Annotated in this window: 31 protein-coding genes; 14 read left to right on the forward strand and 17 right to left on the reverse strand. The window is 61.5% G+C overall.

Annotated elements, in window-relative coordinates:
- Positions 1-12: 12 nt before the first annotated feature.
- Genes rad50 through ACK509_RS04655 form a run of 4 tightly spaced genes read right to left on the reverse strand, consistent with a single transcriptional unit; the run spans position 13 to position 4,696 of the window.
- The gene (rad50, locus tag ACK509_RS04640) at positions 13-2,691 is read right to left on the reverse strand and encodes a DNA double-strand break repair ATPase Rad50 (RefSeq protein WP_410765322.1); all 2,679 of its coding nucleotides are present in this window, start codon (positions 2,689-2,691) and stop codon (positions 13-15) included.
- Positions 2,688-4,067, reverse strand: coding sequence for a DNA double-strand break repair protein Mre11 (gene mre11, locus ACK509_RS04645; protein ID WP_410765323.1), 1,380 nt, complete (start codon positions 4,065-4,067; stop codon positions 2,688-2,690). Before mre11 ends, rad50 begins: the two co-directional genes overlap by 4 nt.
- On the reverse strand, positions 4,068-4,400 hold the full coding sequence (locus ACK509_RS04650) for a hypothetical protein (RefSeq protein WP_410765324.1): 333 nt from the start codon (positions 4,398-4,400) through the stop codon (positions 4,068-4,070).
- A gap of 26 nt (positions 4,401-4,426) precedes the next feature.
- Positions 4,427-4,696 carry a MarR family transcriptional regulator gene (locus tag ACK509_RS04655; RefSeq protein ID WP_410765325.1) on the reverse strand — a complete coding sequence of 90 codons (270 nt, stop codon included), beginning with the start codon at positions 4,694-4,696 and terminating at the stop codon, positions 4,427-4,429.
- A 173-nt stretch (positions 4,697-4,869) separates the two neighbouring features.
- Here ACK509_RS04655 and pan1 point away from each other — a divergent pair, with 173 nt between their 5' ends.
- Complete coding sequence (gene pan1 / locus ACK509_RS04660) at positions 4,870-6,087, forward strand: proteasome-activating nucleotidase Pan1 (protein WP_410765326.1); 1,218 nt, start codon at positions 4,870-4,872, stop codon at positions 6,085-6,087.
- Positions 6,088-6,182: 95 nt separating this feature from the next.
- On the opposite strand, the gene ACK509_RS04665 is transcribed toward pan1, so the two are convergent.
- Positions 6,183-6,317 (reverse strand): hypothetical protein, encoded by a 135-nt coding sequence (locus tag ACK509_RS04665; protein ID WP_410765327.1) that lies wholly within the window; start codon positions 6,315-6,317, stop codon positions 6,183-6,185.
- A 41-nt stretch (positions 6,318-6,358) separates the two neighbouring features.
- Entirely contained in the window at positions 6,359-7,048 is a 690-nt protein-coding gene (locus tag ACK509_RS04670) for a DUF998 domain-containing protein (RefSeq protein ID WP_410765328.1), read from the reverse strand.
- A 134-nt stretch (positions 7,049-7,182) separates the two neighbouring features.
- Here ACK509_RS04670 and nth point away from each other — a divergent pair, with 134 nt between their 5' ends.
- Positions 7,183-7,866, forward strand: a complete 684-nt coding sequence (nth, locus tag ACK509_RS04675) for an endonuclease III (RefSeq protein WP_410765329.1) — start codon at positions 7,183-7,185, stop codon at positions 7,864-7,866.
- 47 nt (positions 7,867-7,913) lie between these two features.
- Here nth and ACK509_RS04680 read toward each other — a convergent pair whose 3' ends face one another.
- Positions 7,914-8,396, reverse strand: coding sequence for a hypothetical protein (locus tag ACK509_RS04680; protein WP_410765330.1), 483 nt, complete (start codon positions 8,394-8,396; stop codon positions 7,914-7,916).
- A gap of 181 nt (positions 8,397-8,577) precedes the next feature.
- On the opposite strand from ACK509_RS04680, the gene ACK509_RS04685 reads away from it, so the two are divergent.
- The 8 genes from ACK509_RS04685 (at position 8,578) to ACK509_RS04720 (ending at position 13,350) form a co-directional block, all read left to right on the forward strand.
- Positions 8,578-9,423: a hypothetical protein gene (locus tag ACK509_RS04685; RefSeq protein WP_410765331.1), complete on the forward strand. Its 846-nt coding sequence runs from the start codon at positions 8,578-8,580 to the stop codon at positions 9,421-9,423.
- 69 nt (positions 9,424-9,492) lie between these two features.
- Entirely contained in the window at positions 9,493-10,146 is a 654-nt protein-coding gene (locus ACK509_RS04690) for a halocyanin domain-containing protein (protein WP_410765332.1), read from the forward strand.
- Positions 10,146-10,532: a hypothetical protein gene (locus ACK509_RS04695; protein WP_410765334.1), complete on the forward strand. Its 387-nt coding sequence runs from the start codon at positions 10,146-10,148 to the stop codon at positions 10,530-10,532. The genes ACK509_RS04690 and ACK509_RS04695 overlap by 1 nt, the downstream gene beginning before the upstream one ends.
- Positions 10,533-10,534: 2 nt before the next feature.
- Positions 10,535-11,329 (forward strand): cytochrome b, encoded by a 795-nt coding sequence (locus ACK509_RS04700; RefSeq protein WP_410765335.1) that lies wholly within the window; start codon positions 10,535-10,537, stop codon positions 11,327-11,329.
- 10 nt (positions 11,330-11,339) lie between these two features.
- Positions 11,340-12,101, forward strand: a complete 762-nt coding sequence (locus ACK509_RS04705) for a cytochrome bc complex cytochrome b subunit (protein ID WP_410765336.1) — start codon at positions 11,340-11,342, stop codon at positions 12,099-12,101.
- 40 nt (positions 12,102-12,141) lie between these two features.
- The gene (locus tag ACK509_RS04710; protein WP_410765337.1) at positions 12,142-12,528 is read left to right on the forward strand and encodes a hypothetical protein; all 387 of its coding nucleotides are present in this window, start codon (positions 12,142-12,144) and stop codon (positions 12,526-12,528) included.
- Positions 12,521-12,799: a hypothetical protein gene (locus ACK509_RS04715; RefSeq protein WP_410765338.1), complete on the forward strand. Its 279-nt coding sequence runs from the start codon at positions 12,521-12,523 to the stop codon at positions 12,797-12,799. Before ACK509_RS04710 ends, ACK509_RS04715 begins: the two co-directional genes overlap by 8 nt.
- A gap of 110 nt (positions 12,800-12,909) precedes the next feature.
- Positions 12,910-13,350 carry a hypothetical protein gene (locus ACK509_RS04720; protein WP_410765339.1) on the forward strand — a complete coding sequence of 147 codons (441 nt, stop codon included), beginning with the start codon at positions 12,910-12,912 and terminating at the stop codon, positions 13,348-13,350.
- Between the two features lie 101 nt (positions 13,351-13,451).
- On the opposite strand, the gene ACK509_RS04725 is transcribed toward ACK509_RS04720, so the two are convergent.
- Together ACK509_RS04725 and ACK509_RS04730 are read right to left on the reverse strand one after the other, a co-directional pair.
- Positions 13,452-14,147: an ATP-NAD kinase gene (locus tag ACK509_RS04725; protein WP_410765340.1), complete on the reverse strand. Its 696-nt coding sequence runs from the start codon at positions 14,145-14,147 to the stop codon at positions 13,452-13,454.
- Between the two features lie 261 nt (positions 14,148-14,408).
- On the reverse strand, positions 14,409-15,716 hold the full coding sequence (locus ACK509_RS04730) for a M28 family peptidase (protein ID WP_410765341.1): 1,308 nt from the start codon (positions 15,714-15,716) through the stop codon (positions 14,409-14,411).
- Between the two features lie 138 nt (positions 15,717-15,854).
- Here ACK509_RS04730 and ACK509_RS04735 point away from each other — a divergent pair, with 138 nt between their 5' ends.
- Both ACK509_RS04735 and ACK509_RS04740 read left to right on the forward strand, forming a co-directional pair.
- Positions 15,855-17,021 (forward strand): thiolase domain-containing protein, encoded by a 1,167-nt coding sequence (locus ACK509_RS04735; protein WP_410765342.1) that lies wholly within the window; start codon positions 15,855-15,857, stop codon positions 17,019-17,021.
- The gene (locus tag ACK509_RS04740; RefSeq protein ID WP_410765343.1) at positions 17,021-17,401 is read left to right on the forward strand and encodes a Zn-ribbon domain-containing OB-fold protein; all 381 of its coding nucleotides are present in this window, start codon (positions 17,021-17,023) and stop codon (positions 17,399-17,401) included. Before ACK509_RS04735 ends, ACK509_RS04740 begins: the two co-directional genes overlap by 1 nt.
- Before the next feature lie 22 nt (positions 17,402-17,423).
- Here ACK509_RS04740 and ACK509_RS04745 read toward each other — a convergent pair whose 3' ends face one another.
- The 7 genes from ACK509_RS04745 to ACK509_RS04775 all read right to left on the reverse strand — a co-directional run bounded on the left by ACK509_RS04745 (position 17,424) and on the right by ACK509_RS04775 (position 22,988).
- Positions 17,424-17,576, reverse strand: coding sequence for a hypothetical protein (locus tag ACK509_RS04745; RefSeq protein WP_410765344.1), 153 nt, complete (start codon positions 17,574-17,576; stop codon positions 17,424-17,426).
- Positions 17,577-17,578: 2 nt separating this feature from the next.
- The gene (locus tag ACK509_RS04750; RefSeq protein ID WP_410765345.1) at positions 17,579-18,505 is read right to left on the reverse strand and encodes an alpha/beta fold hydrolase; all 927 of its coding nucleotides are present in this window, start codon (positions 18,503-18,505) and stop codon (positions 17,579-17,581) included.
- 63 nt (positions 18,506-18,568) lie between these two features.
- Positions 18,569-19,639 (reverse strand): methylmalonyl Co-A mutase-associated GTPase MeaB, encoded by a 1,071-nt coding sequence (gene meaB, locus ACK509_RS04755; protein WP_410765346.1) that lies wholly within the window; start codon positions 19,637-19,639, stop codon positions 18,569-18,571.
- A gap of 2 nt (positions 19,640-19,641) precedes the next feature.
- On the reverse strand, positions 19,642-20,061 hold the full coding sequence (locus ACK509_RS04760) for a cobalamin B12-binding domain-containing protein (RefSeq protein ID WP_410765347.1): 420 nt from the start codon (positions 20,059-20,061) through the stop codon (positions 19,642-19,644).
- 57 nt (positions 20,062-20,118) lie between these two features.
- Positions 20,119-21,942 (reverse strand): S9 family peptidase, encoded by a 1,824-nt coding sequence (locus ACK509_RS04765; protein WP_410765348.1) that lies wholly within the window; start codon positions 21,940-21,942, stop codon positions 20,119-20,121.
- Between the two features lie 40 nt (positions 21,943-21,982).
- On the reverse strand, positions 21,983-22,705 hold the full coding sequence (locus ACK509_RS04770; RefSeq protein WP_410765349.1) for a hypothetical protein: 723 nt from the start codon (positions 22,703-22,705) through the stop codon (positions 21,983-21,985).
- Between the two features lie 25 nt (positions 22,706-22,730).
- Positions 22,731-22,988, reverse strand: a complete 258-nt coding sequence (locus tag ACK509_RS04775; RefSeq protein ID WP_410765350.1) for an MTH865 family protein — start codon at positions 22,986-22,988, stop codon at positions 22,731-22,733.
- A 172-nt stretch (positions 22,989-23,160) separates the two neighbouring features.
- Here ACK509_RS04775 and ACK509_RS04780 point away from each other — a divergent pair, with 172 nt between their 5' ends.
- Positions 23,161-24,207, forward strand: a complete 1,047-nt coding sequence (locus tag ACK509_RS04780; protein ID WP_410765351.1) for a M42 family metallopeptidase — start codon at positions 23,161-23,163, stop codon at positions 24,205-24,207.
- A gap of 114 nt (positions 24,208-24,321) precedes the next feature.
- Positions 24,322-24,948 (forward strand): halocyanin domain-containing protein, encoded by a 627-nt coding sequence (locus ACK509_RS04785; protein WP_410765352.1) that lies wholly within the window; start codon positions 24,322-24,324, stop codon positions 24,946-24,948.
- Between the two features lie 75 nt (positions 24,949-25,023).
- On the opposite strand, the gene ACK509_RS04790 is transcribed toward ACK509_RS04785, so the two are convergent.
- Positions 25,024-26,082, reverse strand: coding sequence for a glycosyltransferase (locus tag ACK509_RS04790; protein WP_410765353.1), 1,059 nt, complete (start codon positions 26,080-26,082; stop codon positions 25,024-25,026).
- Positions 26,083-26,095: the final 13 nt, after the last annotated feature.

Here is a 26,095-nt window from a genome sequence, read left to right on the forward strand (position 1 = left end):
CTTGAGCGTGTCCTAATCGTCTGCGAGGACGCCCGCCAGCGACGCGACATCGGTGTGTTCGACCGAGGAGCGATTCGTCGTCGGATTCTTTTCGACGCGAACGAGGTCGTCGGCCGCCCCGACGAGTTCGTCGTCGTGGCTGACGATGAGAATCTGCTTGACGCCACGTTGTTGCATGTCTTCGACCAGTCCGATGAGTCGTGAGACGTGGCCGTCGTCGAGGAACACCGTCGGTTCGTCGAGAATGAGCGGTGGGAGCGGTGCGGCACCGTCGATACCCTCCGCGAGTAGTCGGTAGATTGCACACCGGAGGCTGAGGTTGAACAGCGCGCGCTCCCCACCGGAGAGTTGCTCGGGGCTGAGTGCCGTTCCGTCCTTCTGGAACACGGTGAGTTCGTAGTCGCCGTCGAGGCGAATGCGTGAGTAAGCGTCGTTGCCGTAGACGAGGTCGAACGTCTCGTTGAGCATGCGTTCGAGTACTTCGACGTTGCGCTGGCGCAACTCGGCTCTCAAGTCGCCGTAGGTCGATTCGAGCGTCGAAACCTCGTCGTGGAGCGATTCGAGCGCATCGACCCGTTCGGCGAGGGATTCGTGACGCTTTCGGAGCGACGCGAGTTGCTCCAGTTCGGCTTTTACCCCGCCGATGCGCCCTTGGATATTGTCGCGTTTCTCGCGCATCTTCGGGAGTTTCGATGCGGCGTCATCGAGGAACGACTGTGCGTTCTCTTTACGCGCTTCCGCGGTCTCGACATCCGCATCATCGACCGCCTCTCGGAGTTCGTCCCGGCGTTCACGACGCTCTTGGAGGTGTTCTCTTCGTTCGCTGTTGATATCGGCGAGCGACTGGCGCTTCTCGCGCAGGCGTACCTGCTCGTCGCGGTGGTCCGCCTGCGTGTCGAGCAAGGTTTCGATTCGGTCGAGCGTCGCTCGGCGCGAGTCGAGCCTTTCGAGGTCGGATTCGAGCGATTCGACCGTCTCTTTCGCGTCGGTTGCGCGCTCGGCTTGGCTGGTTGCCGCCTCGCGTTTCGCGTCGGCTTCGTCGGCCAACTCGTCCGCTTCGGAGCGTTTCTCTTCGACTTCGGCTTCACGCGTTTCGATGAGTGACTCTCGGTCTTCGATACGCTCGGCCACGAGCGAAAGGCTGTTTTCGAGCGACTCCGCCCGAGATTCGGCGTTCACCAACGCGTCGGCGTCTTCGACGGACTCGTCGAGGGAATCGACACGTGATTCGAGTTCGTCGCGCGTTTCGGCGAGTTCCTCGACTTCGGCTTCACGCTCGCCAATTGCATCCACGTGGGGCGAATCTTCGACTGGTTGACCACACTCTGGGCACTTCCCCGCATCGCGGAGTTCCTTCGCTTCGGCCAGTCGCTCACGGGCGTTCTTCAGTTCGGTCTTCGTCTGCGCGAGCGACTCGCGCGCCTCAGAGCGTTCCGTTCGGCGTTCGTCGAGAAGCGTTGTAGCCTCACCGCGAGCGACGGATGCATCTTCGAACTGTTCGTCGATTTCTGCCAGCGACGACTCGATATCTTCGCGCTTCTCGGTGAGTTCTTCGAGGTCGGATTGGGCTTCTTCGATAGCTTCCTCGTCTTCTTCGGCCGCCTGTCGTTTCTCGGTCGCGCGCGAGGCGAGGTCTTCTGCGCGTTCTTCGAGACGCTCTTTCTGTGCAGTGAGCGCCTGCGCCTTCGTTCTCGCTTCGGTGAGTTCGTCACGGAGGTCAGATTCTCGGCCCGCCAACTCGTCGCGGCGTTCGTCGAGTGCGTCTTCGCTGGCCTCGGCGAGTTCGGTGTCGGCGACGAGTTCGGCGAGTTGCTCGTCGATATCCTCGATTTCGGCGTCGAGTTCGCGAATACGCTCGGAGAGCGAATCACGTTCTGACTCGTCGGCCGAGATTTTCTTCGAGAGGCCTTCGACCGCAGATTCGACCTCGGCGAGTTGCTCGCGCTTTTCTTTGTGGGCTTGGAGTGTCGATTCGACTTCTTCGAGGACAGCTTTCGCTTTGTCGCGGTTCGATTCAGCCTTGGAAATCGCCTCGTCACGCTTCGAAAGCTTCGATTCGAGTGAGTTGAGCGTGGCGTGCAAGTCGGCCTGTTCTTTCTCTCCGATTTGCGAAGCCACGTCTTCGAGGACGCTCTTCTTGCTCGTCAGCACGTCTTCGACGCCCAACCGAGCGTTGCCTGCTCGCTCGCGGTAGACTTCGAGTTTGCCGAGTTGGAGCAGGTCGTCTATCATGTCCTGTCGCTGACCCGGCGAGGCGTTGATGAGTTTGTTGACCTCGCCCTGTTGGACGTAGGCGCAGTTGACGAACGCCTCGGCGTCCATGCGCAGGAGTGAGGCGACGAACTTCCGTACGTCTCGCGCGCCTTCGACCGTTCCAGAGGGGCCTTCGAGGACACACTTGGCCGTCGTCGCTCTCTCGCCGGTGTTTCGCACTCGGCGCTCGATTCGGTACTGGCCGTCGTCGTGGACGAACTCCAGTTCGAGTTCGGTGTCGTCTGCGCCGGTCGTGACGATGTCTTCGAGCGTTCCATCGAGGGCTTTCGACCCGTAGAGCGCGAAGAAACACGCTTCGAGGAGAGAGGATTTTCCGCTGCCGTTGACGCCGTGGATGACGGTCACACCGTCTCGGAGGTCGAGTTCGGCGTCTTCGTAGGGCTTGAAATTACGCAGCGCGATTCGGGTGAATCTCATGCGAAATCACCCAGCGAGCTATTGTCGTCGGTGTTCGAACCCGAGTCCGACGCTTCCTCTGTCGTGTTTGATTCCGTCTCTCGAACCACGTCACCGTCGCCACCTCCATCAGCGGTGGCATCGGTGACTGCTGCGACCGTCTCTGTGGATTCTTTGGCACCTTCTTCGACGACTTCGGCGTCGTCGTCGGCTTCGGGCGTCTCCGTTGTTTCGTCTGGGTCGGCTTGCGTCTCGCCATTGGTGGCTTCTGCCGGAACGTCAACCGTCGTGAACGCGCCGAGGTCGTCGTCGATGCGGTCGGCGAGTCGCGTCTTCACCTCGTCGCGGACGTTGGAGTCGGCGACTTTGCTCGCACGAATCGTCTCTTCGACGTCGAGGGCGGCGGTCGAAAGGCCCATCTCGTGGACGCGCTCTCGCACTGCATCGTCCGGGTCGGCGAAGGAAACGTCGGTGGCGACTGGTGCATCGAGGTCGAGTTCGCGGCGGTCGGTGACGCGCGCGACGAGTGCGCCCTGTTCGGTTGCGAACGTCTCGACCGAAGCGGGCGTGACCGTCTCGCCTTCGCCCGTGAGTTCGATGATTGCGACGGCGTCTTCGAGGTCGAACTCGCGGACGCGCTGGCGGACGCGTTCGATTCCTTCGTCGCCCGAAAGTTCGACCGAGATGAATTCGAATGGCCGGGTTTCGAGAGTTCGACGGCGGATGTCGATGGTTTCAGAAAATTCGACGAGGTTGTAGCCGCGCGGGTCGCGCTCGCTCGCGCTCGCACGCTCGGTCGAACCACAGTAGGTCACCCACGTGTCGTCGAGTTCGGCGACGCCGGGAACGTGGTTATCGCCGAGGAGGACCGCGTCGAAGCCGACGTTCGACTCGCTGAGGACGGTTTCTGTCTCCCAGTCGGCGTGTGCGAACGGCGTGAACAGCCCGTGGCCGACGAGTACTGCGTGGGACTGGTCGTGCGGGTCGAACTGGTACTCGAGTTCGTCGCGTCGAGAGCGCGGCACGTGGTCGAGACCGTAGAAGGCCACGTCGCCGACGACGTGTGGCGAACTACCGAGTCGGGTCGCAAGCCCGAGGCGTTCGAATAGGTCGAGCCATTGCCCGCCACGAGTCGATTCGTGGTTCCCGACGATTGCGAGAAACGGAATACCCGCATCGTCGAGTCGCCGAAGCGCCGCGAGCGTGCCGAGGAGGTCAGGCAACTCGGGGCGTCGGTCGTGGTACAGGTCGCCCGCGTGGACGACCGCGTCTACGTCGTCCGAGAGCGCGTCTTCGACCACCTGCTCGAACGCGGAGAGGAAGTCTTGACGGCGCGCGGGCGAGTGGTACTGTTGGTACCCAATGTGGGTGTCGCCGGTGTGTATCACCCGTGTCATCTATCCGGTGATTTGCCGCCCCCGCTGAAAACCGTTATGCGCGGACCGAGAGTGAACCGGGTCGCCGTCGAGTACGGCACGGAGGTCGGCGAGGTCAGAGAGCAAGCGGCGTCCTTCGCGCGCGAGGGCGTGGTCACCAGAGTGAGCCGCGCACGTGACTGCCTCTCTGAGTCGGGCGTCACCGTCAGCGTCGAGAAAGATGGCCGCCGTGTGAAGCGTCGAGAACGCTCGACGGGCCTCGGCGATGGTGGGATGAGGAGAATCAGTCGCGGGAGTGTCGGTGTCGTCAGTGAGTGCAGAGAGTGCGCGGCCAACGGTTTCGGGGTCAGTCATGGGCCGACGTGGCCGCGTGTTCGGATTTAAAGTTTCAGCGTGTAGAGGCGCTTGCGCGCATCGGAGAACGAGAACCGCGAATCGACCGCACCCTCCTCTTCGAGTCGGGAAAGCGCATAGCGGACCGTCCGCGGTGGAAGCAGCGACTCCTCAGCGATTTGGCTCTGTGTGAGCGTCTCTTCGTAGTCGAGAATCTTCACGACTAACTTCGCGCTCGGCGGCATGTCTCGGACGGCCGCCCAGCGGTCTTCGGTGTTCGCTTCGGTCTGCGGTTCGACCGCTTCCGTGGTGCTCATCGTATATGATTCGAAGCAATGCTATTAGATAATATTTGCTATGTTGTTTCATGCGCCTCGGTAATTTCGTGTGACACGCGTCAGACTACCTACACGCCAGCAGACGGACAGGAGAGGCGGTGAGAGTCTCACACACCCGAAGCCTCATAAGAGCCTGTGCCCTACCACGCCTGATGACCGACACTGTGGACGACGTCGACCTTCCGTACGATGAGGAGACGGCGTCGCAGCAGGAGAAGCTCTCCGCTCTACAAGAGCGGCTCAACGTTCTCGAATCGCAGAACGAGGAGATGCGAGACAAGCTTCTCGATGCGAATGCAGAGAACAACAAGTACCAACAGAAACTCGAGCGGCTGACCCACGAGAACAAGAAGCTCAAGCAGTCGCCGCTGTTCGTTGCGACGGTACAGGAAATCACCGACGAGGGGGTCATCATCAAGCAGCACGGTAACAACCAAGAGGCCCTCACCGAAGTGACCGAAGACATGCGCGAGGACTTAGAACCCGACGCGCGCGTCGCAGTGAACAACTCGCTCTCTATCGTCAAGCGACTCGACAAAGAGACTGACGTGCGGGCACGCGTCATGCAAGTCGAACACAGCCCCGATGTCACCTACGAGGACATCGGTGGCCTCGAAGAGCAGATGCAAGAAGTTCGGGAGACCGTCGAGATGCCCCTCGACCGCCCCGAGATGTTCGAGAAGGTTGGAATCGACCCACCTGCGGGCGTCCTCCTCTACGGGCCACCGGGCACCGGGAAGACCATGCTCGCCAAGGCCGTCGCCAACCAGACGAACGCTTCGTTCATCAAGATGGCTGGCTCCGAACTGGTGCACAAGTTCATCGGTGAGGGTGCGAAGCTCGTTCGCGACCTGTTCGAGGTCGCCCGCGAGAACGAGCCTGCCGTCATCTTCATCGACGAAATCGACGCCATCGCGTCGAAGCGCACCGATTCGAAGACCTCAGGCGACGCCGAGGTCCAGCGCACGATGATGCAACTGCTCGCCGAGATGGACGGCTTCGACGAGCGCGGAAACATCCGCCTCATCGCGGCGACCAACCGCTTCGACATGCTCGACCCCGCAATCCTCCGACCCGGCCGCTTCGACCGCCTTATCGAAGTGCCCAAGCCGAACGAGGACGGCCGCGAAATCATCTTCAAGATTCACACGCGCAAGATGAACGTCGCCGACGACGTGGACTTCGAAGAACTCGCCGAGATGGCCGAGAACGCCTCCGGTGCCGACGTGAAGGCCATCTGTACGGAGGCCGGGATGTTCGCCATCCGCGACGACCGCACGGAAATCTTCATGGAAGACTTCGTCGGCGCGTGGGAGAAGATTCAGCAAGAATCGGAAGACGACACCGACGTCTCCCGCGCCTTCGCATAAGGCGTCCCCTTTTCCGACCGACGCGGTTTTTGACGACTCGTTACTCGTTCGCCGAGTGACGACGTTGTACGTCCAGAATAGAGACAGTGGCCCGTTTACGCCGGGAACACGAAGTACGGAACGACGAACAGCGCGACGAACATCGCAGTGAGAATCAGGCCGTAGCCGACGAGCGTCGCGGCGGCGGTGAGCCACGCTTCACGGCGGCCCGGTAAATCGAGAGTAGCCATGCTCGTTTGCTCGCGGTCGTGTATGATAAATCGTTGGTGTTCTACGCCGCCGTCTCGCGGTCCGCGACGGGAGCCATGAGATAGCCACCGAAGCCGAGCGCCCACAGCAAGATTGGGTAGGCGACGTAGCGTTCGAGACCACCCAAGCCGAGGAACGCGAGCGGGTGGGTGATACCGAGGATGCCGAGGCCGATGATGCTCAGCAAGAGGGCGAGGACGAAGCCACCGACTGCGAGCGACACGTATCTGAACGGGGTCTCGATGACTCGGTAGGTGACGGCCGCCGAGATGCCGCCCGCGAAGAACGTGAGCAGCGCAAACAGGCCGTGCATCGGAACTTCGCTTCCGTCGAAGATGCCGACACCGAGGATGCCGAGGCCGAGCAGGCCGAGTGCGACGGTCACCACGCGGTCACGAAGCGATTGGTGAGCAAAGTACGTCGCGCCCAGGACGAGTAGCCCCGAGAGAATCATGGTCGTGTTGAAGATGGTCGCCGACGGTTGGAGGATAATGCTGTTCGGTGGGACCGTCGCACCGAGGTCGCTTATCTCCTGTACACCGGCGTTGTATCCGGGGTAGAACGCTTCGGCGGTGATAATCCCCATCAGCGCGATGAAGCCGAAGACGAATAGCATCGCCCCTGCGAGGAATCGCTCGCGGGCATACTCGTACGAGGATACCGTTTCGGTGGCATATCGTGTTCGTGTTCGTGTTTGTGTTGTGTTTGCCATCGTGTTCACCAACTGAATAATCGATAGAGAATCGAATAACACAGGTCACTGGGTCTCACATTCAGAGAATCGATTTCGGCAGAGTCCTCGCCGGAACCCGAACGACTGAAAGCAACTGGGTCGCACCCCACTGTATGGGCACGCCACTCGACACCCGCGAGGCGCAAGCAGAAGAGGTACTCGACCGACTCTACGAAGAGTACCCCGACACGACGATTTCGCTGAACTACTCGAATCGACTGGAACTGCTCATCGCGGTCATGCTCTCGGCCCAGTGTACCGACGAGCGCGTCAACAAGGTCTGTGCCGACCTGTTCGAAAAGTACGATTCGGCCGAAGACTACGCGAACGCCGAGCAAGAGGCGTTGGCCGAGGATATCAACTCCATCACGTACTACAACAACAAGGCGAAGTACATTCGGTCGGCCTGTAGCGACATCATCGAGAAACACGACGGCGAGGTTCCGGACACAATGTCCGAACTAACCGACCTCGCTGGTGTCGGCCGCAAGACGGCGAACGTCGTCCTCCAACACGGTCACGATATCGTCGAGGGCATCGTCGTCGATACCCACGTCCAGCGCATCTCACGACGACTCGGACTCACCGAAGAAGAGTATCCAGAACAAATCGAAGAAGACCTGATGTCGGTCGTCCCCGAAACCGACTGGCAGCAGTACACTCACTTGCTCATTAGTCACGGGCGCGCCGTGTGCGACGCGCGCAACCCATCCTGCGACGAGTGCGTACTCGAAGATATCTGTCCATCGTCGAAACTCCAACACGACGTTGACCTCGCAAAGAACGAAGCCTGGTAAGGTCGGGTCGTCGTCCGTGTGTTCACATTTTAGGCGAGGAGATTACTTCAGGCGAGGATGTACCCGCTGACGTAGCGATACATACCGAGGAACCACGCGAGAATCCAGAAGAGTACGTAGCCGAAGACGCCGACACGGAGTCGCCCGCGCCACGCACCCATGTTTTCGTGCAGATCGTCGAGTGAGATGTCTTGGTCGGGGTCGTGATACAGGTTGGCCGTCCACTTCGCTTGGAAGATTCGAACGATTCCGGTGAGTGCGAACACGAGCATCGCGTAGGCTTGCAAGCCCAAGATGGCGTGAATCGCTGTCAGACCGTTCAACTGCTCGAAGAGGCGAGGAATCATCCACGTAACTACCGGAATGGTGTTCAGCACCAACCCGGGGAGGATGACTTTGAGGTGAAAGACGAGTACGTCCCACGTCACCGTCTCGGCGTCGATCATGATCCACGCACCGTACAGATAGAACGGAAGACTGACCGTGACAGTGAGTGCGGCGAGGGTGGCGAGGGTCGTCTCGTCTGCCATTGGCCGCGCTTAGAACTGGGGTAGTGTAAAGCGACCGGTGCGTGTTCGATGCATTCGAGCGCTAGACCACTCTGTACGATTCGAGTTCGAGTCACTCACCCACCGATTCGAGCGCCGAACTACGCGCTGGTTGCTACACAGGGTCGCAACACGTTTACCGGCGTGGACCCTACCTCGGGCGATGGCAGATTCGTCTTCCGCACCGGCCGATGAGCCTGAGTCGCCCGACGCGGAACCTGACGACGCGGTCGTGTCGCAAGGCGACGCCGACCTCGAAGCGCTTCGCCAAGCCGTCGATGAGAAGTACGATTTCGAAAACTTCGGTCCGGCGGATATGGCGAAGATGAGCGTCGAAGAGTGGGAGGCCGCCTTCGACCCCGAGTCGTGGATAGTGGGCGACGAGTTACTCGAACGAGTCGAAGAGGAACTTCGCTATCGGATTGCGATTCGAGAGATTTTCGCAGTCCTCGAACGCGTCACCGAAAACGGCGAGCCACGCATCCTCGCCTACTCTGATGAGGGCTACGCGGTCGTCTACCCAGACGGGAGCGTCGAAGGCGAAGGGACGGTTCTCCGCGACGTGAAACCGACGGTCGCGCTCTGTTCGATGGACGACTTCGACGTGAATCAGGCACCAGAAACTGTCTCGTTGCCGACGCCGGAAAGCGTCGCCGAAGGGACGGGAGACTTCGGTAATCGCGTACTCCAACTCGTTGCGTTCGGCCAACTCCTCGGCGGAATCGCACTCATCGTCGCGTATCTTCTCGTTCCGGTCGTGGATACAATCGTGGCCCCGCTCGTCGGTGTCGCGTTCATTCTCATCGGTGTGTTTCTCTTCGTGGTCGTCGCCAACGCGCGACTCTCCGACCGCTTCCGCGCCGAAGAGTACCGCGACCGACTGCGGGCATTGGGTCTCGAAACCGGGACACGGCCCGACTTTGTTCCCTCGTTCGACGGCGACGACGAGACGGTCGAACGGCTCGTCGATATCCCCGAAAACGGGGCGCTCAGTTCCGAGAGACAGTAACCCGCAAACACCCCGCTGTGGAGGCATAGTCGGTGGGTTTAAGCACAAAGCATCCTGACCAACGACCGTATGAAAAGGCGGGAGTTTCTCCGAATGGCCGGTGGCACAACAGCCGCCGCGACCGCTGCCGCCGGGACCGCCGCCGCGCAGGAAGGCGAAGGCGGTGGAGGCGCTACGGTTCAGCCCGACTTTGGCGGCTACCTCGACGGTGTCGATGGTGGTTACCAGGACAATCGTGGCCAGAGCGAGGTCACTGTCGAAGTTGGCGCACCCGGCAACGGTGGCGACCTAGCGTTCGCCCCGGCAGGAATGTGGATCGACCCCGGAACGACTGTTACGTGGGAGTGGACCGGCAACGGTGGCGGCCACAACGTCGTCGCTAGCGAAGGTGCATCACTGGAATCCGGCGCACCAGTCGCCGAAGCAGGCACGACCTACGAGTACACCTTCGAAGAGGGTGACGCAGGTATCACGAAATACCACTGTGCACCCCACGAAGCACTCGGCATGGTCGGTGCAATCGCAGTCGGTGGCGACGTCGCAACCGTCGAAGTCGGCGGTGGCGGTGGCGAGAAGGAACTCGAGGAACTCGGTGTTCCGATTCAGGCCCACTGGGTCGGCGCAGCGACGATTCTCGGCATCATCGTCACCATGATTTATTCGTTCTTCATCCTGAAGTACGGTGAGTCGCCAAACACGGGTAACACTGGAGGTGGCGAATAATGTCTTCGAGTGGCAGCACATACGGTGATATTCACCGATACGAACCGGCACGCGAAAGCACGACGGCGGCCATCGCAATCGTCCTGTTGACGGTTATCGAGGTCGTGTTCGTCTTCCTCTTCACCTACGGATTCGTCTCCGGGTGGGGGCTGTCGGACACGGGTAACATGTTCCTCGGTGGCATCCTCGCCGTCATCTTCGTGGACCTCGCGTTCATCCTTGCACTGTACCGCAAAGAGTTCCTCCCGGACGTCATCATCGTCAAGAAACGACGTCGCAAGTGGGAAGACCTCTACGTCCGCGAAGAGGACGTCGACGGAAACTCACTGGGTGACGGCGCGTGGGACCAAGTCAAGCGCGCAGTGTACCCCTACTACAAGCGATAACAATGAGTCTCGAACGCAAAGACGAATACGACCACAAGTCCTGGATGAGAGAGAAGAATCTCACCCCGGTGGAGACGACGTTCCTCACCGTTCTCATCTGGCTTGACAAGCGACTTCGCATCGTTGACTACCTCGAACTGCTGGAGGGCCTCTACTACCGGGTCAACCTGCAGATGCCGAAGAGTCACACCGAACAGTACAACCTCGACAACAAGTTCTGGTACTGGTACCCGCTCTACACACTGGGGCTGTTCTCGACGCTCGCATACGTCGTCGCAGCCATCAGTGGCGCACTGCTCGGGTTCTACTACTCGCCCGCAACGACGGGTGACCCGACGACGGCGTACAACAGTATCGAGTTCATCATGCGCGACCTGCAGTTCGGCTTCATGCTCCGTTCGGTCCACCGCTGGGCCGCACAGGTCATGGTGGCCGCAGTGTTCCTGCACATGCTCCGTGTCTACTTCACGGGCGCGTACAAGGAACCGCGCGAACTCAACTGGCTCATCGGCATCGTCCTCATCAGTCTGACGATGGTGTTCGGGTACACCGGATACCTGCTTCCGTGGGACCAGCTCGCGTTCTGGGCCGGTCAGATTGGCGTCGAGATGTCGCTGTCTGTTCCCCTCGCCGGTGAGTGGGTTGCACAACTCCTCTTCGGTGGGTTCACGCTGAGCCAGGCGACGCTGCAACGTATGTACATCATCCACGTGTTCCTGCTCCCCTTCGTGGTGACGACGCTCATCGCGATTCACATCGGTATCGTGTGGGTGCAGGGCATCGCAGAGCCGCACTAAGGTGAAAAGAATGAGCGACAACCAACCAAACGAAGAAATCCGAACCGACGGCACGGGCATCGTCGCGCCCGACAACGAGACGCCGACGTGGAGTGAGCGCAAGGCCCGAAAGACTGGCCTCTCTCGGCTCACCTACGAGTACTTCGAGCGTGCTCGCCGCGAAGACCAAGACCTCCGGACGGAGTCCGACTACGTCGAGCGCGACGTCCTCGCGTTCCCGACGTGGCCCCACGAGACCGTGCGCAATCTCTCGATTGCGTCGTTCTTCGTCGGCATGATTCTGTTCCTCTCGGCGACCATGCCGCCGCACATTGGCCCACCCGCGAACCCATCGAGTACCCCGGCGATTATCCTGCCCGACTGGTACCTCTACTGGTCGTTCGGGCTCCTCAAGCTCAACCCGCTGAACCCTGAACTCGCCATCCTCGGCGGCCAGAAGATTATGGCAGACCGTACGTACGGTGTACTCGCCAACGGTGTCGTCGTGGGCTTCATCGCGATGGTGCCCTTCCTCAACAAGGGCTCCGCGCGACGTCCCGTCGAAGAGCCGTTCTGGGCCGCAGTCGGTGTCTTTGGCATCGTCTTCGCGCTCACCATCTCGCTCTTGGCAGTCAAGAACCTCATGCCGATGAACGTCGATCTGCTGTTCGACTTGACGTTCCTCCTGCCAGTCGTCTTCGGGACGGTCACCTACGCCGTCCTCAAGACGATGAGCGAGGGCTACATGTACAACCTCAACCAGCGCTACTACCGGCTTCGTCCGCCGAAGTAGAGCGGAACTCCTACCACGACTCATTTCTTAGAAGTCCACGATGACAGATAGCGACGCAACCAACTCGACCGCCGACGCGGAAGTGCGGTCATCTCGTCGCGGCCGCCGCGACATCGTCGTGCCCATGCGGCTGTACAAGACCGTCACGGTGTTTTCGACGCTCATCGCCGTCACGAGCGTCGTCCTCGGGTTCGTGTTCTTGGACGCCGCGACGCTCCAAGTGAGCGCCCTTCGTGCGCTGATTATCGCCACACTCGGCTTCGTCGGCCTCACCGTTGCCGACGGCATCCTCAGTACCGTCCTCGCAATTATCGGGCTCGGTGTGATTGCGTTCGGCTCGATTGTGTACACGATTGGAACGAGATTCCGCGCTCACGGAATGGGAAAGTCTCAAGAGGACTCCGGCGAAGATTCGAACAATGGCTGACGAATTCATCAAAGGATTGGGCATCCTGACCGGCTCGGGTCTCGCCTGGATGGTCCTCGCGGGATGGTACCGGACGAGCAGTTTCGAGAGTACGAAACAACTCATCGAGCCGCTCCACTCGGAGCCCGGTGGACTCTTCGACCTCCTCGCGGTCACGATGATGGACGCGTTCCTCTGGTTCGCAATCATCGGCGCACTCACCTTCTGGGTGCTCATCCCCGCCGGACGCCAACTGAAGGGCGCACTCGACGACCGCCGGAACGCGCAGTAACCCGCCCAACCACGTTTTTCTGTTTCTCTCCTCCCGAGAGCGACAGGTCACCGCGGTGGTCGCGCGTTAGATTGGAAAAACTCTAATGAGTATCCCACCGAGGTGCCTGTATGCAACCGCTACAGTTCCTCGTCCCGCTCGACCAACTGGCGGCGGTCGAACCGGCCATCCCATTCGTCGCACTCGTTCTGGTGCTGGCAAACATGCTGACGCGTTTCCTTGCCCACCGGAGCCACGTGCAACAGGCGAATGACGGAGCAGAAGAGCTCTCGCGGTATCTGCCGCACACGCTCACCTCGGGGGCGCTCGTCGTGACGTCGTTCCTGTTCTTGCTCCTCGAACCTCACGGTGGCATGGTTCTGACCGTCCTCGTCGTCGGGATGTTCGTCACGGACTTCTTCGAGTTCGAAGCCCGTGAAGTCGAAGCCCGCAACGGCCGACCACTCGACCAGCCAAAGGGAGCGCTCACGGCATCCGTCTTCGTACTCCTGTACGCCGCCTACCAGAGCCTGTTCTTCCTTATCGAAGGCGTCTGGAACGCCATCATCTGAGGACGAACTACAGCGCACCCGCGGCGTTCGGTTGCGGGACTATTTTTCACACTGGTGAGCGGGTGCGCTCGTCAGCATCCACGACGAGTCGAGTGCGACGCTTAGTCGAAAATCAGCGAGACCGTCTGGTCGAACTCGACGACGACCGGTTCGTACGGTTCGACCTCGGTCGCAACGCCCGTATCGAGAACGAGCGACACCGGCGCTTCCTCACGTTCGACGCGGAGCCTGAGCGGCGGTTGTAAGACCCACGAATCGGTCTGCGTCGCGTAGGGAGAGACGGGAACCACAGCGAGGCCCGCGTCGGGTCCGACGACAGTACCACCAGCGGCGCGCGCGTAGCCAGTACTGCCGAGTGGCGTTGCCACGACGACCCCGTCTGCGCGAAACGTGTCGAGGTCGTGCCAGTCGCCCGACGAGGTTGCCGTCGCGCGTGTGTCGGCGACGCTGTACGCAGAGATGCGCGCGGGTTCGCTGGTTACGAGCATCACGTCGAAGAGCGCGCGCCCGACGTGTTCGTCGCCCACGCGCACCGAGAGAACGGGGTGTTCGACCGAAGCGAGTTCGTCGGCGAGGACGGCTTCGATAACGCTCTGGAGGTCGTTCCGAGAGACAGACCACGGGGCATCGCACGCGACAGGGATGAGCGGCGTATCCGTTGACTCGTCGATTGCCGCAGTTCGGAGCGCCTCTTCGCCAACGGCGACGACAACGTCGCCCCCCTCGTCCGTGGTCGTTCCACCGGCAGTGCGAATCGTCGCTTCGACCGACGCATCGCCGACGACTCTAACGTTCATCGTCGGCGCTCGCCTCCGGTTCGACCCCTTGCCATCAGCGCGATGTAAGGTGGCGTCAATAAAAGACCCGGCGGTTCAAATCTGTCACCGAACGGAGCGAGGTGGCAGATTTGAATCAGGGAGCAACTCTTCGAGTTGCGACCGTGGTTCACGCGACGCAGTGAGCGTGTTGGCAAGCCCGAATAAGAGAACGAATCTCTGATTTGCGACCGTAGTTTCAGTTCGCGCCAGCGAACTGATGAGAAACCGAAGAGACAGCGCTCAGAACGGCCAATCCCCAGTAACCTTCATCCCGGCGGCTTGGTCCTCGGCTTCGAGGGCCGCGGCGATGTCGTCGGGGTCGGCGTGCGGCACGTCGTGTTCGTCTTTGGCGACTTCGACGACGAGTTCCGTGAGGAAAATCGCTTGCTCGCGCAGGACGCGCGATTCGAGCTTTTCGATGGTGTCTGCGTGAGTGTGACCCCAGCCGCGGCCGCGGTCCTCGCTGACGCTGCCAATCATGTAGGCGGGGACGCCGTGGGCGACAAAGGGCCAGTGGTCGCTGTGCGGCAGGTGTTGCGGGAGAAGCGAGATTGGGATGTCGAACCGCTCGGAGACGGACTTGACGATGCCATCGAGCGCGTCGAAGCCGCTGGTGTGGAACTGGAGCGTCCGCCCGCCGACCACGCCGTCGTTGTTGACGATGGTCTTGACGTTGGCGCGGGCGTCGCCCAATCGTTCTGCTTCGTGTCCAGAGCCGACGAGGCCGACTTCTTCGGCACCGAAGCAGACGAATCGAACGCGCGTTTCGAGTTCGTCTTCGCGGGTGGCGAGCGCGCGGGCGAGTTCGACGACCATCGCCGTGCCCGCGCCGTTGTCCATCGCACCTTCGGCGATGTCGTGGGCGTCGAGGTGGCTGGTGACCAGCACTTCGTCGTCGGTGTCTGGACCGAGTTCGGCGTGGACGTTGCCGCTCTCGGCCATCGGCGTCTCGCACGTGACTTCGACGGTGACCTCGCTTCCTTCGAAGCGGCGGCCGAGTCGTGCGCCGACTTCGCTGCTCACGCCGACGGCGGGGATGTCGCCGACAGGTGCTTCCTCGGTGCCGACGCTTCCCGTGGGTGGGAGTTGGCCAGGGACGTGGTTGGCGAAGATGAAGGCTTCTGCGCCCGCTTCGACGGCGTAATAATACTTCTCGCGGCGGTGGATGAAGCGGTCGTAGTGGTCGGGGACGGTCGAAGAGACGACGACGACCTTCCCAGAGAGGTCGCGGTCGAAGTCTTCGGGGAGACCGTAGCCGAGGTCTACGAGTTCGCCCGTCGCCGTCTCACTGGGGCTTCGCGGGAGTGCGATACACTCTTGGGTCGTGTCGTCGCCGTAGATGGCGCTGTCGCCGCGCTCCCAGCCTTGAATCTCGAACGAGTCTACGTGGGCGTTTCTCGCGCCGACGGCTTCGAGCGCGTCGCGTGTTGCTTCCATGGCTTCGCGCTCGCCGGGTGATCCGGCCATTCGATTGCCGATATCGACGAGTGTCTCCAGATGATTCCAGCCAACCTCGCTCGTGAAGGTCTCACCAATCCAATCGCTCATACCGAATCGTCGGCCGACGCGGTGGTAATGGTTGCGATGAAAGTGGTCTGAATCGATAGCCATCAATGGGATGAGTTGTAAGAGTGGTGCCAATATGGTCCGGCAGGTTCAAGACGCATCTGTAACGTACTTTCATCCATGACCGACGTTCGAATCGCCGGGGTCGGACTGACGAAGTTCGGCAGTTACCCCGAGCGAACTGGCCGTGACCTGTTCGCGGAGGCGGCCCTCGCCGCGCGGGAGGAGGCTGGAATCTCCCGCGACGACTACGAGGAGCTTCATTACGGCAACTTCATGGGCGAACTCGCCGAGGGGCAGGGTCACCAAGGGCCGATAATGGCCGAAGCGGCAGGTCTGGAGTGTCCCGCAACGCGATACGAGCAAGCCTGTGCCTCCGCAGGCGTCGCCTTCCGACAGGCCGTCCAGACGATTCGCGCGGGCGGCGCTGACGTCGTCCTCGCGGGCGGGATGGAACGAATGAACAACCTCGATACCTCGAACGTCACGCAGTCGCTCGCCATCGCGGCGGACGAACTGTTCGAAGTCCGGGCAGGCGTCACGTTCCCCGGCGCGTACGCGCTCATGGCACGGGCCTACTTCGACGAGTTCGGCGGCGACAACGTGGACCTCGCCCACATCGCGGTGAAGAACCACGACAACGCGATGACGAACGACTTCGCACAGTTCCACCGCGAAATCACGGTGCAAGATGTACTCGAAAGCCCCATCGTCGCAGACCCGCTCACCCTCTACGACGCCTGTCCAATCACGGACGGCGCGAGCGCAGTCGTCCTCGTCAGCGGCGACTACGCCGACGAACACGGCATCGACGCACCCATCGCCGTCACTGGGTCGGGACAGGGAACCGACAAGGCAGCGCTTCAGGACCGCGACGACATGGCTCGGACGCCCGCGGCGACGAAGGCCGCAGACATGGCCTACGCTGACGCCGGAATCTCGCCCGAGGACGTCGATGTCGCAGAAGTCCACGACTGCTTTACCATCGCCGAAGTGATGGCGCTCGAATCGCTCGGCTTCTACGAACCCGGCGATGGTATCGGCGCGGCCACCCGCGGCGAGACCACGCGAGACGGCGACCGACCAATCAACCTCTCCGGTGGCCTGAAAGCGAAGGGTCACCCGGTCGGCGCGACGGGAACCGCCCAAATCGTGGAGATGACGAAACTCCTGCGCGGGGACCACGCGAACAGCGACGCCCTCTCGGACCCACGAGTCGGCCTGACCCACAACGCGGGTGGCACGGTCGCCAGCGCGGTCGTTCACGTCCTGGAGGTGTTGAACTGATGGCCGATGCAGAATACGACGACTGGCTCGCCGCAATTGGTGACGGTGAAGGCTACTATCTCGCGTGTCCCGACGGTCACGGGTCGCTTCCACCGCGACGTTCGTGTCCGCACTGTGGTGCGGCCGAACTGACCGAAGAACCGCTCCCAGCGACGGGCGAACTCGCCACCTTCTCTGAGGTTCACGTCCCCGCCCCACGCTTTGCCGACGACGCGCCCTACGTGACGGCGATTGCAACGTTCGGCCCGGTTCGACTGACCGGTATCGTCCGCGGCGTCGAATCGGGGGCAATCGACCTCGGCATGGAAGTCGTCCCAGACGTCGGTGAGTCAGAAACGACGGGCGATACGCTGTTGGTCTTCCGACCCGCCGACCACTAACTCGTCTCTCGCTTTTTCTCGATTATTTCCGGTCAGATTCGTCTTCGAGGAGGTTCTCGAACACCGGTCGGTCGAGGACGAACGAGCCGAGAATGAGCGCCCAAAATCCGAGCGCGATGACCGCAATCGCGCCGTAGAGCGCGAGCGAAAACATATCGAGTACCGACCCAGCCATGCTTACGAGAGCGCGTCGCTCACCGTCTCGACGAACGCAGCCGGGAACTCGACGTGTGGGAGCAACATCGCATCGTCGAAGACGACGAGCGTACAGTCGGCTTCCTCTGCGAGGTCACGACCGTCCGCGAGCGGCGTGATGTCGCTTTCGCGCCCCCAAATGAGCGTGGTCGGAATGTCGAGTTCAGAGAGTGCCTCGCCGAGGTCGATGTCGGCGTTGAGATAGCCGGAGACGAACGATGCGGGGGCGAATCGTGCGCCCGGTTGGTGTGCCGTCTGCCACTCGTACTCCTGCCACTCCTCGCCTGCTTTAGACGGGTCGAAGTAGCCGTGGTCGCCGTTGAAGTAGCGAATCGATGGGTGTGAGGCGATGAGATTGAACAGTCCTTCGCCGACGACTGGCGCGCGGATGAGTTCGCGGAGCCACTCGGTCGGGTCGGGGCCGCCGCGCGCGGTCGGGCAGACGAAGACGAAGTTCGAAACAGACACGTCGTCGCGTTCGGCGGCCGCAACCGCGTAGGCAGACGTGAGCGACGACGCGAGAACCGCGGGCGAGTCGTACCGCGAGAGGAAGTCGCCGACGAACTCCTGATAGAGAACCGCCGAGTAGTAGAGCGCCGGGCGGTCCGAGAGCCCGAATCCGGGCAGGTCGGGGGCGATTACGTGAAAGTCTTCGGCGAGTTCGTCGAACACGGCGCGGAACTCGCCCGAAGACCCCGCGGCGTTGATACCGTGAAGGAGAACGAGTGTCGGCGCACTGTCGTCTCCCGCTTCGACGTAGGAGATGTCCATCCCGCGCCAGCGATACGTCCCGACCGTCCCCGAAAGCGGAGGTTCGAGCGGAGCAGCGCGCTTCGAGAGCGCCGCGTTCGCAGCAGCAGTGAGACCAACACCGGCGGTCGCTACACTGATAGCTCGTCTGAAATTCATGTCATTGAGATGGACGTCTGGGGCCTTAATTCGCCCGCCGGAGAAGGGTTGTTGACGAAGACTTCAGTCGTCGGTTTCGTCCAGACACTCACGCAACGGGGCGAGTATCTCTTCGGTGACGGCGTAGGGGTCCGTCTCACGGGCGGCGATGGCTTCGGCGAAGGAGTCGATACCGCCCTGTGATTCGAGTTCCGCCTCCAGCAACGCGCCGATGTCGCCTTGGAGCAGTTGTCGAATCTCTTCGGCGGCGCGTTGCTTGGCTTTCTCGTCGAGTTCGCCCGTCCGTTCGAGGAATTCGTAGTGGTCGTCGAGCGTCTCGACGAAGGTGTCGATGCCCTCACCAGTCGTCGCTATGGTCTCGACTACTTGGGGCATCCAGGTCTCTTCGTCGGTTGCTTCGTCCGCTTCGTCGCTTTCGGTGCCGTTCGCCGCTTCGAACCCGTCGATTCCGTGATGGCCCATATCGAGGTTCGCTCGCGGGTCGTCGCGGAGGTGAATCATCTCTTTGAGTTCGGCGACAGTGCGAGAAGCCCCGCTCATGTCGGCTTTGTTGACGACGAACATGTCACCGATTTCGAGAATGCCCGCTTTGAGCATCTGCACGTCGTCGCCGCTCCCGGGTTGGACGAGGACGACGACCGTATCGGCGGTTTTGACGATATCGACTTCGTTCTGTCCGGCACCGACCGTCTCGATGATGATTCGGTCCTTGCCGAAGGCGTCGAGGGCTTTGACGGCGTCGGCAGTCGCAGTCGAGAGCCCACCGAGTTGCCCGCGGGCGCTCATCGACCGGAAGAACACGTCCATATCGCCGATGTTCGACGCCATGCGGATTCGGTCGCCGAGGACGGCCCCGCCGGTAAAGGGTGACGAGGGGTCTACGGCGATGACACCGACCGTCTCGCCACGGTCGCGGTAGAATTTCGCCAGTTTGTCCACGAGCGTGGACTTGCCCGCGCCGGGGCTGCCGGTGATGCCGACGACTGATGCGTCGCCGGTGTGGGCGTAGAGTTCGGAGACGATGTCTCGATAGCCCGGTGCGCGCGACTCGATTTTCGTGATGACCCGAGCGAGCGCTCTGTGTTCGCCATCGAGGAGTCGCTCCACGAGGTCAGATTCCGCAGCCTGACTCATCGTCACGCCCGTTCAGGTGCGTTTTCCTTCACGAACTCGATGGTCTCTTGCATCGGCGTTCCGGGGCCGAAGATGGCATCGACGCCAGCCTCGGTGAGTTTCTCTCGGTCCTCGTCGGGGACGATGCCGCCGACGATGACGAGCGTGTCGTCCAGCGCGCCGTACTCGTCGAGTCCGGCGAGAACCTTGGGAACGAGCGTGTTGTGCGCGCCGGAGAGGATAGAGATTCCCAGCACGTCAACGTCCTCTTGGACGGTCGCTTGGACGATTTCGTCCGGTGCTCGGTGAAGTCCAGAGTAGATAACTTCGAATCCTGCATCGCGGAAGGCGCGAGCGATAACGTGTGCACCACGGTCGTGGCCGTCGAGTCCCACCTTCGCGATGAGACACCGGATAGTTCGTTGTTCAGAATCGGCGCTCATGCTCGGTGCTTCGATGTCGCCCGGTTTGACTCTAACGGAAAATCAGGACAAATACTGCTAGTCGCTTGACTGATTCGTCCCAACGTGTTCGTCCAAGAACTCCGCAATCTCCGAGTACGCCGTGATGCGGTTCTCCAACTTCGAGAAGCCGTGGCCCTCGTCCTCGAAGATACGCTCTCGAACCTCCACGTGGCCGCGTGCTTTCTCCACGAGTTGGTGTGCTTCGCTGACGGGCACGCGCGGGTCGTTCGCGCCGTGGAGGACGAACAACGGCGCGCGAATCTTGTCGATGTTATTGAGCGGTGAGATAGATTCGAGGAACTCTCTATCGTGTTCGAGCGACCCGTACTCGGCCTCTCTGAGTTCGCGCCGCCAGTCGCCCGTGTTTTCGAGGAACGTGACGAAACTCGCAATGCCGACAATATCGACGCCCGCGGCCCAGAGGTCGGGATATTCGGTCATCGACGCGAGGACCATGAACCCGCCGTAGGACCCACCCATGGCGATGAGTTTGTCGGGGTCAACGGCAGGGTGGTCGTGGAGCCACTCGACAGCGGCCTCGATATCGGCGACCGAGTCCATTCGGTTTTCAACGTCGTCGAGGTGGCCGTAGGCCTTACCGTAGCCTGCTGACCCGCGGACATTGGGCTCGAAGTAGGCGTACCCGCGCGAGAGGAAGTACTGCTTGACAGACGAGAACGACGGCCTTCGCTGTGCTTCCGGCCCGCCGTGGATGTCCACGATGACCGGCGTCTCACCGGTGGGTGACTCCTCGGGCAACGTGAAGAATGCCGGAATCTTGCGCCCGTCGAACGTCGGGTAGTGGATGAGTTCGGGCGCGACGAACGAGTCCTCGGGAATGCCTGCGGTCGCCGCGTGCGTCCAGCGCGTCGTCTCACCGGTCGTCACGTCGAGTACGTAGACGTTCGCCGTGTTCGCGCTCGCAGTGACGGTGATGGCCGCACGGTTGCCGTCCGGTGAGAACGAGGCCCCGCCCGAAACGCCCTTCGGGATGTCGGGGGCGGGGAACGTGTCGATTCGGTCGGGCGCGGTGAGTTCGCCGAAGGTGAGTTCGGTGTAGCCCTCGACGTTGCGTGAGTAGACGATGCGCCGCGATTCGTGGTCGATACCGACGCCTTCGACTTCGGAGTCGCCGCCGGATTCGACGAGCGAGAATTCTCCCGTGGCGAGGTCACAGCGAACGAGTTCGAGCGTGTCGCTCTCTCGGTCGGAGACCATGTAGATGCTCTCGCCGTCTGGCCCCCACGAGGGACTCTGGTAGCGCACGGTGCCCTCGTGCGGCGTGATGTGTGAGAGTTCACCGGAGTCGATATCGAGGACGTACACGTCCTGGTCGAAGTTCGAGTAGGCCTCTTGGACGATGAGTTTCGAGTCGTCAGGCGACCAGCCACCGAGCGAGAGCCACCCGTCACCCTCGTGGACGAGTTCAGCCTCGTCGCCCGTTTCGTCGCGGCCCTGGACGTACACGTCGAAGACGGCGTTGTCGCGGCGGTTCGAGGTGAACGCGAACCGCTCGCCGTCGTGGCTCCACCCACCCCACCGGTGTTTCGCATCCGGCGTTGCAGTCAGGTTCGTGATGACGCCCGTGTCGGGTTCGAGGCGGAACAACTGTGCGCGCTCGTTGCCGCCTTCGTCCATCCCGAAGACGAGTTCTGGGTTCTCGGGAGACCACGAGGCGAAGGTGACGCGCTCGTCGTAGAACGTCTGCTGTTCGGGCCACGCACCGGGTTCGTCGAGCGTCCAGACTTGCGGGACACCCGTGGTGTCCATGAGAAACGAGATGCGCTCGCCGCCGGGGGCGAACGACGCGCCGTAGGCGCTTCTGATGTGGAGATAGCGCTCGATATCGTAGGCTCGCATTGCCACTGATTGGGCGGAGACAGAGAAATCCATTTGGGTGTCAGAAGTCCGAGAGGCGCGTGTCGGTGCTGTCGGTCCACCCCCGCATTTCGGCGTATGCCTCGGGGTTGATAGGGACGCCTTCGGTGTTCAACAGCCGGTTGGGGAACTGCTCGAACGCGATGCCGATGAGTTGGTACTCCAGTTCTTCGAGATACGGATGGGTGTCCGGGTACGGACCTTCGGTTCCGACTTCCCACGGTTCGACCCAGAAGTACACCTGTTCGTCGAGTCGTGGTGGGTCCGTGGCGGCGAAGAGGTCGGTAATCCACCGGTCGTACTTCTTCACTCCCTGTTCGTCGAACATCGCCGCCGACAAATCGCCAAAGTGGTAATACCGCCCGTAGCCCCAGCGTGCGAGTTTCCCGTCGTTGGTCTCGATACTTTTGAGGTTACTATTGAGAGCCGTCCCGGAGGCACCGAATTTGCCGCATTTGCCGAGATAGCGTGGAACGACTTCCTCCCCGTCGAGGGTGTACATCATGTAGACGAGTCCTTCGTACGTTTGACCTCGGCGCTCGTGGTCGGCCACGACGCGGGCACCTGCGTCACGGAGTCGTCGCTCCATTCGCTCGCCACGGCGGAGGATACGTCTCCCGTCTCGCCCGTACTCGATGGTCTCGACAGTGCCGTCGCTCGCCGTCTCGAAAAGCGGAATCGGGTCGTCGGTGTCGACGAATCGGTCGACCCACCGCGACCACAGTACGTTTTTTGTATCAGTCACAGTGCGGGTAGATGAGAGAGACGCCTCAGATCATGTCTTCTTTCTTGAGTCCCACGATGATGTCATCGACGAGACTCTCGACGTCTTCGTACGGGAAGTCCTGGTGCTTGCCGAGTTTGGCGGCGAGTTCCATCGCGGTGATGGTCACGTCGTCTGCTTTGAACTTCGTACCTGGACCCTGCGGGAGCGCGGGGACGAGCGACATCTGGTTCTTCACGGGGTAGCTTGCGTTGGAGAATGCGTCGGTGAACTGCTCGCGGAGTTGAGATTCAACGTCTGACATACCATGTACGATACTAGTAAGGTGGAAAAATATTCCGGAACAACCAACAACGTGTGGTTAGTTCTAGCACGGCTGTCGCACGTTGTTTTGACGCATTCAGAGGGACGAAAACGAACCGGCTGATTCACCCGAGATTAGAGGACTTATCAGCACCCCCGCGTCATGGATAATCATGGACTTCGATTTCAATCGTCTCAAAGAACTCACCGAGATGAGCGGTGTCCCCGGCTACGAAGACCGAATTCGCGCACTCGTCCGCGACGAACTCGAAGCATCGACCGACAGTGTTCGCATCGACGCGATGGGCAACGTCGTCGGCACCATCGAAGGCAGTTCGGACTACGAAGTCGCCGTCGCCGCCCACATGGACGAAATCGGATTTATGGTCCGCCACGTCAGCGAAGAGGGCTTCCTCCAACTCGACGCCCTCGGTGGCTGGGACCCGAGCGTCCTCAAGGCACAGCGTGTCACCGTCCACGCAGAGGATGGCGACTACACCGGCGTCATCGGCTCTGTCCCGCCGCACACACTCACCGAAGAACAGCGCAAGAAAGAGATGAAAGTCGAGGACGTACACGTGGACCTCGGTCTCGACGGAGAGACCGTCGAAGAGAACATCTCCGTCGGCGACCTCGTGACGATGGAACAGACCACCGTCGAGATGGGCGACCACATCACGGGCAAGGCGCTCGATGACCGCGTCTGTCTCTTTGCGATGCTCGAAGCCGCAGAGCGCATCGAGAACCCCGACGTGACGATTCACTTCGCCGCGACCGTCCAAGAAGAGGTCGGCCTCCGCGGCGCACAAGCGTTGGGCGTGGACCTCGACCCGGACCTCGCACTCGGCCTCGACACCACCGTCGCCAACGACGTGCCCGGGTTCAAGCCCGCAGATTACGTCACCCAGCTCGGTGAAGGTGCAGGAATCAAGCTCAAGGACTCCAGCGCGATTGCCAACCCGAAGGTCCACCGTCGCCTCCGCAACGTCGCCGAGGAGAACGACATCAACTACCAGATGGAACTGCTCCCCGCGGGCGGCACGGACACGGGTGGCTTCCAGAACACCTACGGCGCGAAGCCGGTCGGCGCCATCTCGATGCCGACGCGCTACCTCCACACGGTGACCGAGAGCGTCCACAAAGAGGACGTCGATGCCTACATCGACCTCCTGACGGCCTTCTTAACCAGCGAGACGGGCGAATTCGACTACACGCTGTAAGCGACTTTCTCTCGATTTTCGGATTTTTCAGCGTTCGCGGGAGGACAGAGTGTCACACTTTGCTGGCAGACGCGAACCAAAGTATTCACTACACGCCCACACTAAGCGCCGGACATGACCGACGGCAACGTGGATATGTCTCGGCGGGCGTTCCTCGGGGCGGCCGCTGGCGGTGCAGCGGTTGCCGCCGCTTCCGGTACGGCCGCGGCGCAGACCGTAGAACCCGACTTTGGCGGCTGGCTCGACGGTATCGACGGTGGCTACCAAGACCTTCGCGGACAGAGCGAAGTGACCGTTCAAGTGGGCGCAGAAGGCAACGGCGGCGCACTCGCATTCGCCCCCGCGGGCATCTGGGTCGACCCCGGAACGACCGTGACGTGGGAATGGACCGGCGAAGGTGGCGGCCACAACGTCAAACCAGAAGAAGGCCCCGCAAGCCTCGACTCTGGCGCACCAGTCGCCGAAGCAGGAACGACCTACGAATACACCTTCGAAGAAGCCGACGCTGGCATCACGAAGTACTTCTGTGAACCGCACAAGGCACTCGGTATGCACGGCGCAGTCGCAGTCGGCCCCGACGTCGCAACCGTCGAAGTCGGCGGTGGCGGCGGCTCCGACATCCCGCAAGTTCCGGGCAGCGCAAAGTCGCTGGGCATCGCGGCTACCTTCGCGATGATTGCAACGCTGGGCCTCGGCTACTTCTTCATGAAGTACGGCGGCGACTACGAAATCGACGAGTAACCACTCGTCTTCTTCTTTCGTTTTTCCGCGATGAGCAACAGCACTCACTGACGACTCGAGACGGCGGGAGACCGACTAGAAAAAGCCGTAGTCGTCGATTTCTTCTTTGTAGACGCGTTCGTACTCGGCGATGACGCTTCGGTAATCGTAGCTCGAAAAGTCGCCGTCTATCGTCCAGTGGTCGAACCCACTGGCGGTGACAATCTCGTCGGCGAGTTCCTGCGGACTCGTCACGAGGACGCCGCGTTTGCGTCCCTCGACGAGTTCGTGGGCCGACGAACGGGCTTGGTACTCCACGATGCTGATACACCCACAAGCGAGTGCCCACAGGAGATTCGTGGCGAACGGTTCGAACGTCGCCGTCTGGGCGAACACCTGTGCGCCTTTCAGAATCGGGACGGTCTCCTGTGCCGAGAGGTCGCCGAGGAACGACACGCGGTCGTCGATTCGCAAGTCGCGGGCGGTCTGTTCGGCCCGATGTCGCTCAGGTCCGTCGCCGATGACGACCGCGCGCCAGTTCTTATCGCGGAGTTCAGCGAGTGCGAGCAGGAAACTCTCGACGTTCGCGTGTTCGTCCAAGTCGCGGGCGTAGACGATGTCCGCGCGATTGTCGATATCCGAGTCCCGAACGAGGTCCATGTCGATTGGTTCGGGAACGACGTGGACGTCGTCGCTCTTCGTTCCGAGTTCGCGGACTTCGGTGCGAATCATCTCGCTCGGAACGAGTACCGCGTCGGGAGATTTCGCTGCGCGTCGATAGGCGCGCGCGCTCCCCCGGTCGTCCTTGCTCCACCAGTCCACGACGACCGGTACCCGGAGGAATCGCGCCGCAGTCTTGACTGCCGTCACGTGCGATGGCGGGCAGTTGACGACCTGAATCACGTCGGGTTTGACCTCGCGGAGGGCGAAGGGGACTTTCGAAGCGAACGTTCCAGAAGACGGTGTAGTCGTCACCGCGCGGTAGGTGACGTCGTTGTGGTCGAACTCGTGAATCTCGCCGTCCCACCACTGCGCACAGAGAACGACGACGTCGTGACCGCGGTCAGAAAGTCGCTCGGCGGTCCGCCGAGTCCGAACTGTCGCTCCCGTCTCCTCGTGGTTCAGCGTCAACATCGAGACGAGTGCGACTCGCATATTCGTCGCCACT

Origin of the sequence: Haloferax sp. DFSO60, assembly GCF_046557615.1 — an archaeon.
Lineage (GTDB): Archaea > Halobacteriota > Halobacteria > Halobacteriales > Haloferacaceae > Haloferax.

What these genes read in the sequence shown, in the direction of transcription:
- rad50 (WP_410765322.1), bottom strand. Translation starts at nt 2,691, where the DNA reads ATGAGATTCACCCGAATCGCGCTGCGTAATTTCAAGCCCTACGAAGAC.
- mre11 (WP_410765323.1), bottom strand. Translation starts at nt 4,067, where the DNA reads ATGACACGGGTGATACACACCGGCGACACCCACATTGGGTACCAACAG.
- ACK509_RS04650 (WP_410765324.1), bottom strand. Translation starts at nt 4,400, where the DNA reads ATGACTGACCCCGAAACCGTTGGCCGCGCACTCTCTGCACTCACTGAC.
- ACK509_RS04655 (WP_410765325.1), bottom strand. Translation starts at nt 4,696, where the DNA reads ATGAGCACCACGGAAGCGGTCGAACCGCAGACCGAAGCGAACACCGAA.
- pan1 (WP_410765326.1), top strand. Translation starts at nt 4,870, where the DNA reads ATGACCGACACTGTGGACGACGTCGACCTTCCGTACGATGAGGAGACG.
- ACK509_RS04665 (WP_410765327.1), bottom strand. Translation starts at nt 6,317, where the DNA reads ATGGCTACTCTCGATTTACCGGGCCGCCGTGAAGCGTGGCTCACCGCC.
- ACK509_RS04670 (WP_410765328.1), bottom strand. Translation starts at nt 7,048, where the DNA reads ATGGCAAACACAACACAAACACGAACACGAACACGATATGCCACCGAA.
- nth (WP_410765329.1), top strand. Translation starts at nt 7,183, where the DNA reads ATGGGCACGCCACTCGACACCCGCGAGGCGCAAGCAGAAGAGGTACTC.
- ACK509_RS04680 (WP_410765330.1), bottom strand. Translation starts at nt 8,396, where the DNA reads ATGGCAGACGAGACGACCCTCGCCACCCTCGCCGCACTCACTGTCACG.
- ACK509_RS04685 (WP_410765331.1), top strand. Translation starts at nt 8,578, where the DNA reads ATGGCAGATTCGTCTTCCGCACCGGCCGATGAGCCTGAGTCGCCCGAC.
- ACK509_RS04690 (WP_410765332.1), top strand. Translation starts at nt 9,493, where the DNA reads ATGAAAAGGCGGGAGTTTCTCCGAATGGCCGGTGGCACAACAGCCGCC.
- ACK509_RS04695 (WP_410765334.1), top strand. Translation starts at nt 10,146, where the DNA reads ATGTCTTCGAGTGGCAGCACATACGGTGATATTCACCGATACGAACCG.
- ACK509_RS04700 (WP_410765335.1), top strand. Translation starts at nt 10,535, where the DNA reads ATGAGTCTCGAACGCAAAGACGAATACGACCACAAGTCCTGGATGAGA.
- ACK509_RS04705 (WP_410765336.1), top strand. Translation starts at nt 11,340, where the DNA reads ATGAGCGACAACCAACCAAACGAAGAAATCCGAACCGACGGCACGGGC.
- ACK509_RS04710 (WP_410765337.1), top strand. Translation starts at nt 12,142, where the DNA reads ATGACAGATAGCGACGCAACCAACTCGACCGCCGACGCGGAAGTGCGG.
- ACK509_RS04715 (WP_410765338.1), top strand. Translation starts at nt 12,521, where the DNA reads ATGGCTGACGAATTCATCAAAGGATTGGGCATCCTGACCGGCTCGGGT.
- ACK509_RS04720 (WP_410765339.1), top strand. Translation starts at nt 12,910, where the DNA reads ATGCAACCGCTACAGTTCCTCGTCCCGCTCGACCAACTGGCGGCGGTC.
- ACK509_RS04725 (WP_410765340.1), bottom strand. Translation starts at nt 14,147, where the DNA reads ATGAACGTTAGAGTCGTCGGCGATGCGTCGGTCGAAGCGACGATTCGC.
- ACK509_RS04730 (WP_410765341.1), bottom strand. Translation starts at nt 15,716, where the DNA reads ATGAGCGATTGGATTGGTGAGACCTTCACGAGCGAGGTTGGCTGGAAT.
- ACK509_RS04735 (WP_410765342.1), top strand. Translation starts at nt 15,855, where the DNA reads ATGACCGACGTTCGAATCGCCGGGGTCGGACTGACGAAGTTCGGCAGT.
- ACK509_RS04740 (WP_410765343.1), top strand. Translation starts at nt 17,021, where the DNA reads ATGGCCGATGCAGAATACGACGACTGGCTCGCCGCAATTGGTGACGGT.
- ACK509_RS04745 (WP_410765344.1), bottom strand. Translation starts at nt 17,576, where the DNA reads ATGGCTGGGTCGGTACTCGATATGTTTTCGCTCGCGCTCTACGGCGCG.
- ACK509_RS04750 (WP_410765345.1), bottom strand. Translation starts at nt 18,505, where the DNA reads ATGAATTTCAGACGAGCTATCAGTGTAGCGACCGCCGGTGTTGGTCTC.
- meaB (WP_410765346.1), bottom strand. Translation starts at nt 19,639, where the DNA reads ATGAGTCAGGCTGCGGAATCTGACCTCGTGGAGCGACTCCTCGATGGC.
- ACK509_RS04760 (WP_410765347.1), bottom strand. Translation starts at nt 20,061, where the DNA reads ATGAGCGCCGATTCTGAACAACGAACTATCCGGTGTCTCATCGCGAAG.
- ACK509_RS04765 (WP_410765348.1), bottom strand. Translation starts at nt 21,942, where the DNA reads ATGCGAGCCTACGATATCGAGCGCTATCTCCACATCAGAAGCGCCTAC.
- ACK509_RS04775 (WP_410765350.1), bottom strand. Translation starts at nt 22,988, where the DNA reads ATGTCAGACGTTGAATCTCAACTCCGCGAGCAGTTCACCGACGCATTC.
- ACK509_RS04780 (WP_410765351.1), top strand. Translation starts at nt 23,161, where the DNA reads ATGGACTTCGATTTCAATCGTCTCAAAGAACTCACCGAGATGAGCGGT.
- ACK509_RS04785 (WP_410765352.1), top strand. Translation starts at nt 24,322, where the DNA reads ATGACCGACGGCAACGTGGATATGTCTCGGCGGGCGTTCCTCGGGGCG.
- ACK509_RS04790 (WP_410765353.1), bottom strand. Translation starts at nt 26,082, where the DNA reads ATGCGAGTCGCACTCGTCTCGATGTTGACGCTGAACCACGAGGAGACG.